Annotated in this window: 7 protein-coding genes and 1 pseudogene; 5 read left to right on the plus strand and 3 right to left on the minus strand. The window is 42.0% G+C overall.

The window, feature by feature from the left end; genetic code table 11:
• Positions 1-657 precede the first annotated feature (657 nt).
• On the minus strand, positions 658-2,058 hold the full coding sequence (gene asnS, locus GKR71_RS13185; RefSeq protein ID WP_154634416.1) for an asparagine--tRNA ligase: 1,401 nt from the start codon (positions 2,056-2,058) through the stop codon (positions 658-660).
• A gap of 234 nt (positions 2,059-2,292) precedes the next feature.
• Positions 2,293-3,507 carry a nicotinate phosphoribosyltransferase gene (gene pncB, locus GKR71_RS13190; RefSeq protein WP_036951721.1) on the minus strand — a complete coding sequence of 405 codons (1,215 nt, stop codon included), beginning with the start codon at positions 3,505-3,507 and terminating at the stop codon, positions 2,293-2,295.
• A 456-nt stretch (positions 3,508-3,963) separates the two neighbouring features.
• Between pncB and pepN the strand changes: the two genes are divergently transcribed.
• The 3 genes from pepN (at position 3,964) to GKR71_RS13205 (ending at position 8,747) form a co-directional block, all read left to right on the plus strand.
• A complete protein-coding gene (gene pepN / locus GKR71_RS13195; RefSeq protein ID WP_154600319.1) occupies positions 3,964-6,582 on the plus strand; it encodes an aminopeptidase N in 2,619 nt (872 codons plus the stop codon).
• 305 nt (positions 6,583-6,887) lie between these two features.
• On the plus strand, positions 6,888-7,898 hold the full coding sequence (pyrD, locus tag GKR71_RS13200; RefSeq protein ID WP_154609501.1) for a quinone-dependent dihydroorotate dehydrogenase: 1,011 nt from the start codon (positions 6,888-6,890) through the stop codon (positions 7,896-7,898).
• Between the two features lie 303 nt (positions 7,899-8,201).
• Positions 8,202-8,747, plus strand: coding sequence for a cell division protein ZapC (locus GKR71_RS13205; RefSeq protein WP_154600317.1), 546 nt, complete (start codon positions 8,202-8,204; stop codon positions 8,745-8,747).
• Positions 8,748-8,942: 195 nt separating this feature from the next.
• Here the strand turns inward: GKR71_RS13205 and GKR71_RS13210 are convergent, their stop codons facing one another.
• A complete protein-coding gene (locus tag GKR71_RS13210; protein WP_036951710.1) occupies positions 8,943-10,064 on the minus strand; it encodes a YcbX family protein in 1,122 nt (373 codons plus the stop codon).
• Positions 10,065-10,162: 98 nt separating this feature from the next.
• Between GKR71_RS13210 and rlmKL the strand changes: the two genes are divergently transcribed.
• Both rlmKL and GKR71_RS13220 read left to right on the plus strand, forming a co-directional pair.
• Positions 10,163-12,271, plus strand: coding sequence for a bifunctional 23S rRNA (guanine(2069)-N(7))-methyltransferase RlmK/23S rRNA (guanine(2445)-N(2))-methyltransferase RlmL (rlmKL, locus tag GKR71_RS13215; protein ID WP_154600316.1), 2,109 nt, complete (start codon positions 10,163-10,165; stop codon positions 12,269-12,271).
• A gap of 12 nt (positions 12,272-12,283) precedes the next feature.
• A pseudogene (locus GKR71_RS13220) lies at positions 12,284-14,192 on the plus strand (ABC transporter ATP-binding protein).
• The last annotated feature ends 28 nt before the right edge of the window (positions 14,193-14,220 follow it).

Raw genomic sequence — 14,220 nt, forward strand, 5'->3', positions numbered from 1 at the left:
GTCTAATTTGTTGCCGTCTTTGTTGTAGATTTCAGCTGCGTTTGCTGCACCAGCAGCTAACAGAGCTGGGATAACCATTGCAAGAATATTGCGTTTCATCATTATTATTACCCTCATTGGTGTTATTCGGACACCTGCCACTGCCAAAAATAATCCATAAATTTCTTTTGAACTATTTATGAGAGATTAGTGTCGTCTTTAGTCGGCGTCCAGTGTTCCATTGGTAGATAAATTTATCTACCCCCAAAATGCTACAAAAACGAAGATTCTGAAACAAATGGTAACAGGGTGTTTCTAAATGTAAAAAATAGAGTGAAAAATGACCACTCATCCTACCAGTTGAAAAAATTTTACAAAAAAGAGGGAACTTTTTTGAAAGACAAATTGAACTTTTTTCGAACGATATCATTCATTGATGAGGGAAAAGTGTACTGACAAATAAGAATGGGAACACGCTTAAAGCAGATTATTCTTAGTCGGAATAGGAATCGTTAATAAAAAAGCAAAAAATAGGGTAGTAAAAGGAAAACTGTGACAGTGCTCTCAAAATATTCAATCAGGGCCAATAGTTAATAATAAACAGTAGAGATAACAATATCGGGCCACTTAGTGACCCGATATGAATAACCATTTAAGCCGTATAACGGGCAATAGTCATTAGAATGCCGCGTTTCTTGGGGTACGTGGGAATGGGATCACTTCACGTACGTTGCTGACGCCAGTGACGTAAGCAATTAAACGCTCAAAACCAAGACCGAAACCGGAGTGTGGCACGGTGCCGTAACGGCGCAGATCACGATACCACCAGTAATCTTCTTTATTCATGCCCATTTCTTCTAAACGTGCATCCAGTCTATCTAAACGTTCTTCGCGCTGAGAGCCACCGATGATTTCACCAATGCCAGGGGCTAAGACATCCATCGCAGCAACGGTTTTACCGTCTTCATTAAGGCGCATATAGAAAGCTTTAATATCTTTCGGGTAGTTTTTAACCACAACTGGCGCTTTAAAGTGCTGCTCTGCTAAGTAACGCTCATGTTCTGAAGACATATCGACACCCCAATAAACTGGGTTTTCGAATTTCTGACCGCAGGTTTCGAGGATTTTGATCGCATCGGTATAGTCAACTTGCGCAAAATCAGAATTCACAAAACGTTCCAGACGGTTAATCACATCTTTATCGACACGCTCAGCAAAGAATTCAAGGTCATCACGACGTTCAGTTAATGCTGCTTTGAATGCATATTTCAGCATTTTTTCAGCCAGACCCGCGATGTCATCTAAGTTAGCAAATGCAACTTCAGGCTCTAACATCCAGAATTCAGCCAAGTGGCGGCTGGTGTTGGAGTTTTCAGCACGGAAAGTTGGACCAAAGGTGTAGATTTTGCTTAATGCAGTCGCATAAGCTTCGCCGTTCAGCTGACCAGAAACCGTTAAGAAGGCTTCGCGACCGAAGAAATCTTCGCTGAAATCCACTTCGCCTTTGTCATTACGTGGCAAGTTGTTGTAGTCCAGTGTAGAAACACGGAACATTTCACCCGCACCTTCAGTATCTGATGCAGTGATAAGTGGGGTAGAAACCCAGAAGAAACCCTGTTCATCAAAGAAACGATGCAGAGCTTGCGCTAATGTGTGGCGAACACGTGCAACAGCACCGATTAAGTTAGTGCGTGGGCGCAAGTGAGCGGCTTCACGTAAAAACTCGACGCTGTGGCGTTTGGCTGCCATTGGGTAAGTGTCAGGATCTTCAACCCAACCAACGACTTTCACGGACGTTGCTTGCAATTCAAAAGATTGGCCTTGACCTTGAGATTCGGTCACGACACCGGTGACTTCCACAGAGCAGCCTGTGGTTAAATGCAGGACTTCGTCATTATAATTAGATAAATTATTATTGATGATAGCCTGTAATGGGTTAAAGCATGAACCGTCATAAACGGTGAGGAAAGAAAAACCAGCTTTTGAATCTCTCCTTGTACGTACCCAGCCTTGAACGGTGACTTCAGAGCCCACCGCCACACGGCCTTGCAGTACATCGACTACAGGCGCAACGATCATAAAAATTACTCTCTTTTAAATAATATTAACGATATGAGATGACGAGTATGCGTTATTGGGGTTGACTGCTTAAGGGTTTACAAAGAAACACTATATAAGAAGAAAACTCACGATAAGAAAAAGCGATAACCCGACATCTTTTCCGAAATCCCATATTTCAGGGGTAATCTGCTATGTTACTTGCCATTTGGCAGGAAACAAGTAAAAAATCGCTATCGGGTTATTAATTTGTTTTTAGCAGGCTTTTTCCATTTTAGGAAGGTCAAAGGCTTTGCGTAGCTGATTCACAAATTCATCATCTTCACAGATGGTTTTTCCTGGGCTATCGGATAATTTAGCAACGGGCTTGCCATTACATTCCACCAGCTTGATCACGATATTCATCGGTACCACGTTCGGAATGTTGCAAGTGAGTCTTGTGCCAATACCAAACACTAAATTGATCCGTTTATGGAAATAGTGGTATAGCTCTAAGGCTTTTTGCAGGTCTAAATTATCGGAGAACACCAACGTTTTACTCAGTGGGTCAATGCCCAATTTTTGATAATGGGCGATGGCTTTTTCACCCCATTCAATAGGATCCCCAGAATCGTGGCGTAATCCTTGGTAACGATTAGCAAATTCGCGGTCAAAATCACGCAAGAAAGCATCCATCGTAATACAGTCGGTGAGGGCGATACCTAGATGATTTGGGTACTCATCCAGCCAGCTTTGTAGGGCTTCACGTTGGCTATTGGCGAGTTCAGGGCTTATCTGTTGATGAGCTTGGAACCATTCATGCGCTTGAGTGCCTACAGGCATTAAGCCCAATTCACGAGCCAATTTGTAGTTACTGGTACCCACTAAATAAGGGAATTCTTGCTTGAGCATACCCACGATAGCCGCTTGCACTTTATAGGAAAAACGGCGGCGAGTACCGAAATCCATCAACTTAAAACCCGATAGATTCAATTGGCGTTCGCTGGCTTCTTGATAAAATAGCTCCAGTAATTTGTGCAGTTGGTTAACGGCATCATCAGCGGTAATGGTAGGGTGTCTGTCACGTTGAACAATTTCACTCACTAACGCTAACAGTGGCACTTCCCACATAATCACTTCGCGCCATGGACCACTGATGCGTATGGCCAGTTGACCATTATCAGCGACGCTGATGACAACTTGCTCAGGATTAAAGCGGAATGTTTTTAGCCATGAGAGGTAGTCTTCGGTGAAAAAGGGCAGAGTACGCAGGTACTGATATTCATCATCCGAAAGAGAAAGCTGTGCCATCAATTGAATCTGTTGTTCAATCTCATTGGCATAGGCACCTAAAATATCACTGCTACGGCAACGAAATTCAGCGACAACGGGAACTTGGTTGTAGCGGTGAAAAACGGCTTGCTGCATATGAAGCTTATAAGCATCGGTATCCAGCAGTGATGTAATAATCGGTGTTACGTCTAAATTCATGCGCGCAGAGTTCCTCGCGGAGCTGACTAATTGCTAAATCGTTAAAGTTGAAAAAGTATACCCGCTTTAACAAAAGATAGAAGTTTTATTCTATCTGTATGTTGTTGGAAGATAATTCAACTTTAATCCACCCAATTAACTGTTGAGTTAAACGCGTTCAACGTGGTCATTATTCTAAACGAATCTTCATTTACTGTTCGATAACATACTCAGAACAATAATCACTGAATGATACTAACATGTAAATTTAGATTTAATAGATCTATAGCACCAACAGGCAAACCGCATGCCCACAAAGTTGGATACTACTCTCATAAATTTGATGGGAAATAATAGAAAAATATCGCAATTTGTGATGAAAATGTTTCTCAAGTCCATTCACATTAGTTCATCTTATAGTATTGTATACAGTAGAAAGAGACTATGACACGGATATAACGAATAAAAAGGTTACCTATGACTCAGTTAAGACAAGCGAAATATCGTCAAGATTATCAAGCACCTGATTATACAATTACAGAAATATTCCTTGATTTTGACCTTGATCCCGCCAAAACCAAAGTGACCGCTATCAGTAAGGTGAAACGCCTTAATCCGCAATCTTCCACCTTAGAATTATTTGGTGAAGATTTAACTCTTATTAGCCTTGAAGTCGATGGTAAAGCGTGGACAAACTATAAAGAAGAATCAGGCAAGCTTATCATTGAATCGCTACCAGAGGCGTTTACACTGAGTATTGTTAATGAGATTAGCCCTGAGAAAAACAGTGCGTTAGAAGGTTTATATGTTTCTGGTGAAGCTTTGTGTACTCAGTGCGAGGCAGAAGGTTTCCGCCACATTACTTATTACCAAGATCGCCCCGATGTTTTAGCGCGTTACACCACCAAAATTACAGCAGACAAATCTCGCTATCCTTATTTACTTTCTAACGGTAACCGCATCGCGGAAGGTGAATTGGACGATGGTCGCCATTGGGTAAAATGGGAAGACCCATTCCCGAAACCAAGTTACTTATTTGCACTGGTCGCAGGGGACTTTGATGTGCTACGCGATGAGTTTGTGACTCGCACTGGTCGCAAAGTCGCATTAGAGCTGTTTGTTGATAAAGGCAACTTAGACCGTGCGCCATGGGCTATGAAATCCCTGCAAAATGCAATGAAATGGGACGAAGAGCGTTTCGGTTTAGAATATGACCTTGATATTTATATGATTGTTGCCGTTGATTTCTTCAACATGGGTGCAATGGAAAATAAAGGTCTGAATGTATTTAACTCGAAGTACGTTTTAGCGAAAAGCGAAACTGCCACAGATAAAGATTATCTGAATATTGAATCTGTGATTGGTCACGAATATTTCCATAACTGGACAGGCAACCGTATTACTTGTCGTGACTGGTTCCAATTAAGTTTAAAAGAAGGGTTGACCGTATTCCGAGATCAAGAATTTAGCTCTGATTTAGGTTCACGTTCAGTTAACCGTATTAATAATGTCAAAGTCATGCGGGCGGCGCAGTTTGCGGAAGATGCAAGTCCAATGGCTCACCCGATCCGCCCTGAAAAAGTGATCGAGATGAACAACTTTTATACACTGACAGTGTATGAAAAAGGGTCTGAAGTTATCCGCATGATCCACACTTTGCTTGGAGAAGAGATGTTCCAAGCAGGGATCCAGCTGTATGTTCATCGCCATGATGGTAGCGCTGCAACCTGTGATGATTTCGTGCAGGCGATGGAAGATGCATCGAACGTGGATTTGTCCCTGTTCCGTCGCTGGTATAGCCAATCAGGAACGCCAGTTTTGACCGTTCGTGATGAATACTCGCCAGAGAAGCAACAATATACGCTGCATGTCAGCCAAATGACGCCACCAACTGCCGACCAAGCAGAAAAACAGCCTCTGCATATTCCATTGGATATCGAATTGTACGGTGAAGATGGTGCAGTGATCCCACTTAAGCGTGATGGAAGCTTGGTGAACTCAGTCTTAAATGTCACTCAAGCGTCACAAAATTTTGTATTTGACCATGTGACTTCTCGCCCAGTGCCTTCTTTATTACGTGAATTTTCTGCGCCAGTAAAATTGGATTATCCATATACAGATGCACAATTGGCATTTTTAATGCAGCATGCGAGTAATGAATTTTCTCGCTGGGATGCGGCGCAGCAACTGATTAATAACTATGCCAAAATTAACGTGGAAAAACTGCATAAAGGGGAAGCGCTGGTCCTGCCTGAGCATGTTGTGGATGCATTCCGCGCTGTATTGCTCAGTGACAATATTGACCCTGCATTAGCTGCTTTAATTTTGACTCTGCCTTCAGAAAATGAAATTGCCGAGCTGTTTACCGTTATTGATCCTGTGGCAATCCATAACGCGATTGATTTTATCCACTCTACACTAGCAAATGAAATGCACGATGAATTCTTAACTGTTTATCGTTCGATTAAAATTGATGGATATCGTGTAGATCACGGTGATATTGCACTGCGTTCACTGCGTAATACATGCTTGCAATATTTGGCGGCAGCGGACGATCGTGAGTTAGCGAATAAGCTGGTGGAAGCTCAATATCGTAGTGCGGATAATATGACCGATTCACTCGCGGCATTAATCGCTGCAAACGAAGCGGGCTTGCCATGTCACGCTGAGCTGATGTCAGATTTTGACGATCGTTGGCACCATGATGGCTTGGTGATGGATAAATGGTTTACGCTGCAAGGCACCAATCCAGCTAAAAACACTCTGGAAAAAGTACGTGAATTATTAAATCATCGCTCATTTAGCATGACTAACCCGAACCGTGTTCGTGCATTAGTGGGTTCATTTACAGCAGGCAACCCGGTGAACTTCCACGCAGAAGATAGCAGCGGTTATCAATTCCTGTATGAGATCTTAGTGGATCTGAATACTCGCAATCCACAAGTGGCATCGCGATTAATTGAGCCATTAATCCGTTTTAAACGTTATGATGCGAAGCGCCAAGGTTTAATGCGTGAGGTTCTGGAAAAACTCAAAGGGTTAGAAAACCTTTCTGGGGATCTGTTTGAGAAGATAACTAAAGCGCTAGAAAGTTAATTCTTAGGATAGTAGGCAGTTAATTCTGAGAATAAATGCATGTAAGCCCTTAGATTTTCGAGTCTAAGGGCTTTTTTATGGTAGAAGATCAAAACAATTAGCACTTTTAGTGATATTTTCATGGATTATTACCCCACAGTTGGGGTAGCATATGTGCCGTTTTATCAAGCCAATCTCACTTGTATACTCACAAACCCTATTTGGTAAAACAGGTTTGGGGGTATTTTTGCACGCGCTGAGTTTGAGTGTGTCGTGTAGAGAAATGCATATTCAATCGTACTTAGACAGAAAGTAGGTTAATAGCTATGTTATATCACCTTGCCCGAAAGGCACTGTTTCAGCTCGACCCTGAAAAGGCCCATGAATTAACGTTTCGTCAGCTTCAGCGTTTAAACCACTCTCCTCTCCAATTCCTCCTTCGTCAATCCATTGCAACCAAACCCGTTACCTGTATGGGACTCTCCTTTAAAAATCCATTAGGCCTAGCCGCAGGACTCGACAAAAATGGCGAGTGCATTGATGCGTTTGGTGCTATGGGATTTGGTTTTGTAGAAATTGGAACCGTTACACCACGTCCTCAAGATGGAAATGACAAACCAAGATTATTCAGAGTTGTTGAAGCGGAAGGGATTATTAACCGCATGGGTTTCAACAATAAAGGGGTTGATAACCTTGTTGAGAACGTTAAAAAATCAACCTACGGCGGGATTATCGGGATTAATATTGGTAAGAATAAAGATACGCCCGTTGAGCATGGTAAAGACGATTATTTAATTTGTATGGATAAAGTGTATGCCCACGCAGGGTATATCGCGATTAATATTTCATCACCAAATACCCCTGGATTACGCACATTACAATATGGGGAAGCGCTGGATGATTTATTAAGTGGCATCAAAGAGAAGCAATTAGCATTGCAATCACTCCATCAGAAATATGTTCCTGTTGCGGTCAAAATTGCACCGGATTTAACTGAAGAAGAAATTGTGCAAGTGGCTGACAGTTTAGTGAGACATAATATTGATGGCGTTATTGCGACGAACACCACATTGGATCGTTCTTTAGTTCAAGGTTTAAATTACTGTAATGAAGCGGGTGGTTTAAGTGGTCGTCCGGTGCAATTAAAAAGTACCCAGGTCATTAAACTTATTTCCCGTGAATTAAATGGAAAGTTACCAATTATTGGTGTTGGTGGTATTGATTCATTAACTGCAGCCAGAGAAAAAATGGAAGCAGGGGCATCATTAATCCAAATTTATTCTGGTTTTATTTACCACGGACCAAAATTAATAAAGGATATTGTTAATCACATCTAAAAAATGGTGATTAATTATACAAGGGGGGTTTATTTATTCCCCCTTTTATCCTATATTAAGATTGAACATAAATTATATCCATTAAATGACAAGTTATACGTGTAGTTGTGCACTATATAGTTTTCGCTCATCTGATTAATTCGTTTTTAAAAAAGCCGACATTGACGTTTGCTTAATATTGATCAGTCTGTCGTGTATCTTTTTCTTTTAAGCTTTAGGATATAACAGAGATATGTTTAAAGGGATCTTAATAAAGGATCCAAACAAAGCTTATTTGCTTATAACATCGCTAAAGGATCGTTTATGAATATTAAACCTGATGATCATTGGCGTTGGTATTTTGATCGTGACCATGACAGAGTGATGTTAGATCTCGCCAACGGCATGATATTTCGGTCTTGTTTTCCAGCTAAAATGTTGACTGTTTCTGCGCAAAATGAAATGCCTTTTAGTATTGAAGATGCAGCAGAGTTTTATTTATTTGATGAGCAAGCCAAGAGATTAAATATTAGTTATGAAGAGAGAGCGGAATTAGTCTTAAATAGCCTAGTTGCTTACCGCTTCTTAAAGCCCCAAATGCCAAAAAGTTGGTATTTTTCCAGTTTCCATTTTATGAGTACGCCAGAACGTGGTCAGTTAATTCAAGTGTGCTTAGAAAATACCAATGTTTATTCAACATTTATTATTGCAGAAGCGGGTCACTCAGCAAGCTTATGTTTATTAGCTGAGCCATCATTAGAATTACCGGATCGTACTTTACGATTCTGTGATCCAATTAAGATCATGAACGATCGAATGATGCATTATCAATCGAGAACCAAGCGTCTATTATATGGAAATGCTATGTAATTGATCACTGATGATCATATTCGTATTTCGATTACTTATGTGCGGAATAAAGTTTTCCATGTAAAATAAATAAAATGAAAAATAGGCATGATAAAATTTTTACGATAAATGAAGCTGAAGAATATGGGAAGAATTTATCTTTAATTAAGAGCCTCAACTAAAAAATTATTTTCTTAGTTGAGGCTTTATTTTTATTTAATCAGCTTGATTAAAAGCAAGCTTGATGGCAGTTTTGGGAATACAGCTACAAGCTAAAATATCCCCATTATCTTTGATAGCGCTTTGTTTTAGTGGGGTGACTTCTCCTTCAAGCAGTGAAATTCGGCAACGTCCACAAATTCCCGCGCGGCATGAATAAGGGATTGAAAGCCCGTGAGATTCAAGCTGTTCAAGGATCACATGCTCTGTGTTTCCACTATATTCTATCTCTTCAAAAACTAGGTTTACGGTGGTTGGAGTTGGCTTTGTAGCCTGAGTAATAGGCGCTTCTCTATCGCGTAATGGATACTGTTTTGGCTGCTTAGTTTCTAATACAGTGAGGGTATCTCCTACGCGGATAATCCCCGTATTTTCGATTAATGCATTTTGTCCAAAATCCACATCACCGGTGTCATCCATACGGAAGGTTTGCAGTGTAGCAAGCGGTTCTGCATGGGGGTGTTTGATCCCTTTTTCTGGGCTGACCGTGGTCAAAATACAGCGGCTACAAGGCTTATCTAAGGTAAAGATCACATCACCAATTTGAATGCGTTTCCAGCTATCTTCTTCGAACGGCTTAGCACCGGTAATAATTAAGTTACCGCGAAATTGTTCGAGTTTTACGCTGGCAGGGCAGCGGCGTTGTAGCTCTTGTACTGAGGCTTCATTGATAAGTAAAAATGGGTAGCCATCGGCGAAAGATAAGGGAACGTCTTGGTGCTTTTTGACTCGACGAGATAGTTCAGGACTTAACCATCTTAGTTGGACTGGCTCGTCAAAAAAGCTGCTTAACCAACTATTTATCTCATCAGGTGCAATAAGTGCATGAAAATGATTGCCCCAAACTTCTGTAGGACTCTGCTTCTCATTAAAGTCCTGATACAATACGGTGGCGCTTTCACCATTAGGTGCTTTTAGATAAAGCCCATTATTGAGCATAGCCGGGGTAAATAATAACATCTGCGGATATTTACGCGCAGTGATAAACTTACCTTCTAATGTGGTGACCATAAAGTTACGATCAAACGTCAATCCGCTGATATCAGCGTAACCATGAGATAGACGAATGCCCCTCATTGACTTGACTGGGTGTGTATACAGGCGCGAAAGCGTAATCATTTTTTAATCCTATAATTGTTGTGCAGCAACTTTATGACAAGTGCATGAGATTAGCTATAATGCGCAACAATTTTTCATCGAAATCGGTAATAAATACTATGAATTTTCTGTTTGCCAGCACAGCTCGAGGCCTGGAAGAACTACTGAAAACTGAATTGGAAGCGCTAGGTGCTAGCCAGTGCAAAGTGGCACAAGGGGGCGTCTATTTTCAGGCTGATGACCGTGTGATGTATCAAAGTCTGCTGTGGAGTCGACTGGCATCCCGTATTTTATTACCGCTGAATGATTTCGATGTCTATAGCGACCTTGATTTATATCTGGGTGTTCAAGCGATTGATTGGTCTGAAATCTTCGATGTGAATGACACATTTGTGGTGCATTTCACTGGAACCAACGAAGAGATCCGCAATAGCCAATACGGGGCATTGAAAGTGAAAGATGCCATCGTCGACAGCTTTGTGCGTAAATTAGACCAGCGCCCGAATGTTGCTCGCCAAGAAGCAGATATTCGTATTAACGTCTACTTAAATAAAGAACGCGCAAGTGTGGCACTCGACTTGAGCGGAGATTCACTGCACATTCGTGGTTATCGTGACCTTGCCGGACAAGCACCATTAAAAGAGACATTAGCAGCAGCAATTATTAGTCGTTCAGGTTGGCAGAAAAATACTCCAATGGTCGACCCAATGTGTGGTTCTGGAACACTATTAATTGAAGCGGCAATGATTGCCGCAGATAGAGCGCCGGGATTATATCGCCAGCATTGGGGATTCAATGCATGGTTGAAACATAACCCTGAATTATGGCGTGAAGTTGTCACGGAAGCTCAGGTACGTTTCCGCCAAGGCTTGAAAGATACCACTTCCCGTTTCTATGGCTTTGATATTGATAAGCGTGTGCTGGATATGGCGCGTGCCAATGCTCGTCGTGCAGGATTGCAAGATTTAATCACTTTCAATCATGGTGATGCAGCGGCGTTGGAAAATCCAGTTAAAACGGATATCAAGGGAACCATTATCAGTAACCCACCATACGGTGAGCGTCTGGAAAGTGAACCGGCATTAATCGCATTACATAGCCAATTTGGTCGTATTGTGAAAGCGCGTTTCCCAGGCTGGCGTTTATCGATTTTCAGTGCATCCCCTGAATTATTAAGCTGCTTACAATTACGTTCTGAACGTGAATTTAAAGCGAAAAATGGTCCACTGGATTGTGTACAGAAAAACTATCAATTAGCGGAAACGCCATCAGAAACTATTGCGGAAATTTCACCAGATTTTGCTAACCGTTTACGTAAAAACCAGAAAAAACTGACGAAGTGGGCGAAGCAGCAAGGTGTTGATTGCTACCGTCTATATGATGCAGATTTACCTGAATACAATGTGGCTGTGGATATTTATGGCGACAAAGTCGTTATCCAAGAATACGCACCGCCAAAAACCGTTGATGAGCGTAAAGCGCGTCAGCGCCTGTTCGATGTGATCACCGCGACAATGAATGTCCTTGAGTTAACCTCGAATCAATTAGTATTGAAAACGCGTCAGCGCCAAAAAGGTAAACAACAGTACGAAAAATTAGCACAGAAAGATGATTTCTTTTTAGTGAATGAATATAACGCTAAATTGTTAGTTAACTTAACTGACTATCTGGATACTGGGTTATTCCTCGACCACCGTATTGCTCGTCGTATGTTAGGTGAAATGAGCCGTGGTAAGGACTTCTTAAACCTCTTTTGCTACACCGGTACTGCCACCGTTCATGCGGGGCTAGGTGGTGCGAAGAGCACAACCTCTGTGGATATGTCTCGTACCTATTTAGAGTGGGCAGAGAAAAACTTGCAAGCCAACCAGCTTACAGGTCGCCAGCACCGTTTAATGCAAGCGGATTGTTTGAATTGGTTAGCCAATACTGATGAGCAATTTGACTTGATTTTCATCGATCCACCGACGTTCTCAAACTCGAAACGTATGGATGGAACCTTTGACGTTCAACGTGACCATGTGCAATTAATCACCCATTTGAAACGTATGCTGCGTCGCGGTGGTACCGTGATGTTCTCCAACAACAAGCGCGGATTCAAAATGGATCTCGAAGCACTGACTGAACTTGGCCTAAAAGCACAAGAAATCACCGCTAAGACACTGTCAGAAGACTTCGCACGTAACCGTCAAATTCACAACTGCTGGTTAATTAGCCACGCAGAGTAAGGAACAGAATTAATGGCTTTGATTAATTTATCGGGTGCATACCTCGCGTTTAGTGATGCGCCTCTGTTAGACAATACTGAAATTCATATTGAAGATAATGAACGTGTCTGTTTAGTGGGTCGCAACGGGGCAGGAAAATCGACCCTGATGCGTGTCTTGACGAAAGAGCAGCCACTGGATGATGGTTCATTAACTTATGAACAAGATTTAATTGTTGCTCGCTTACAGCAGGATCCACCGCGTAACGTGGAAGGCACTATTTTTGACTTTGTGGCCGAAGGTGTTGCTGAACAAGCACAATATTTAAAAGATTATCACCATGTTGCTAAGCTGGTGGAGTCTGATCCAAGTGAGAAAAATTTAAATAAACTGGCGGATTTACAAGAGGTTCTGGATAACTTAAATCTCTGGTTATTAGACTCGCGTATTAATGATGTGCTCAAAAAACTGGGTTTACCGGCGGATGCGGAGTTATCTTCATTATCTGGTGGTTGGTTGCGTAAAGCGGCATTAGGACGTGCCTTGGTCAGCAATCCTCGCGTGCTTTTCTTAGATGAGCCGACTAACCACTTAGATATTGAAACCATTTTATGGTTAGAAACCTTTTTGAAAGATTTCCAAGGTAGCATCGTCTTTATTTCCCATGACCGTTCTTTCATTCGTAATATGGCAACCCGTATTATTGATTTAGACCGTGGTCAGCTCTCTTCTTGGCCGGGTAACTATGATGATTATCTGATCAATAAAGAAGAAGCGCTGCGTGTTGAAGAGATGCAAAATGCGGAGTTTGATCGCAAATTAGCACAGGAAGAAGCCTGGATCCGCCAAGGGATCAAAGCGCGTCGTACCCGTAATGAAGGCCGTGTTCGCGCGCTGAAAGCATTGCGAGTAGAACGCTCGGAACGTCGTGAAGTGATGGGCACTGCGCGTATGCAAGTGGGTGAAGCAGCGCGTTCCGGTAAAATTGTATTTGAGTTAGAAAACGTTAATTATCAAGTTGATAATAAAGTTTTAGTGAAAGATTTCTCTGCGCAAGTGATGCGTGGCGATAAAATTGCATTGGTGGGACCTAACGGTTGTGGTAAAACCACACTGTTACGTTTAATGCTCGGCGATTTACAAGCAGATAGTGGACGCGTTCACTGTGGGACTAAACTTGAAGTTGCATATTTCGACCAGCACCGCGCAGCACTCGACCCAGATAAAACTGTTATGGATAACCTTGCGGAAGGTAAGCAAGAGGTCATGGTTAATGGTAAACCTCGTCATGTATTGGGTTACCTGCAAGACTTTATGTTCCCGCCAAAACGCGCGATGACGCCTGTAAGAGCGTTATCCGGTGGTGAGCGTAACCGCTTATTATTAGCGCGTTTATTCTTAAAACCAAGTAACTTGCTGATCCTGGATGAACCAACCAACGACCTTGATGTTGAAACATTAGAGTTACTGGAAGAGCTGGTGGATGGGTATCAAGGTACCGTTTTATTAGTTAGCCATGATAGAGAATTCGTGGATAACAGCGTAACAGAGTGCTGGATTTTCGAAGGTAACGGCGAAATTAACCGCTTTGTGGGGGGGCTATAATGATGCTCAACAGCAAAGAGCACAAACCGTACGTCTGAAATCGGAGCAAACCAGTAAAGTAGCTGCGCCAGAAAAAGAAGCTAAGCCAAAAGAAGCTCCTAAACGTGCAAATAAGCTTAGCTATAATTTATTGCGTGAATTAGAGCAATTACCGGCGAAATTAGAGCAACTTGAAGGGGAAATTGAAACTCTTCAAGCACAAATTGGCGATGCAGATTTCTTTAATCAGCCACATGATGTGACTGAGCAAGCGTTAACTGAACTTGCCGCTAAAGAACAAGAGTTAGAACAGGCGTTTGATCGTTGGCAGGAGCTAGAGCTGTTGAAAAACGGTTGATATGACGGCTTGAATCAAAAGGAGAGAA

This window comes from Providencia sp. wls1922, assembly GCF_009706505.1.
GTDB lineage: Bacteria > Pseudomonadota > Gammaproteobacteria > Enterobacterales > Enterobacteriaceae > Providencia > Providencia lanzhouensis.

Coding starts and splice junctions, on each gene's coding strand:
- asnS (WP_154634416.1), bottom strand. CDS start 2,058: ATGATCGTTGCGCCTGTAGTCGATGTACTGCAAGGCCGTGTGGCGGTG.
- pncB (WP_036951721.1), bottom strand. CDS start 3,507: ATGAATTTAGACGTAACACCGATTATTACATCACTGCTGGATACCGAT.
- pepN (WP_154600319.1), top strand. CDS start 3,964: ATGACTCAGTTAAGACAAGCGAAATATCGTCAAGATTATCAAGCACCT.
- pyrD (WP_154609501.1), top strand. CDS start 6,888: ATGTTATATCACCTTGCCCGAAAGGCACTGTTTCAGCTCGACCCTGAA.
- GKR71_RS13205 (WP_154600317.1), top strand. CDS start 8,202: ATGAATATTAAACCTGATGATCATTGGCGTTGGTATTTTGATCGTGAC.
- GKR71_RS13210 (WP_036951710.1), bottom strand. CDS start 10,064: ATGATTACGCTTTCGCGCCTGTATACACACCCAGTCAAGTCAATGAGG.
- rlmKL (WP_154600316.1), top strand. CDS start 10,163: ATGAATTTTCTGTTTGCCAGCACAGCTCGAGGCCTGGAAGAACTACTG.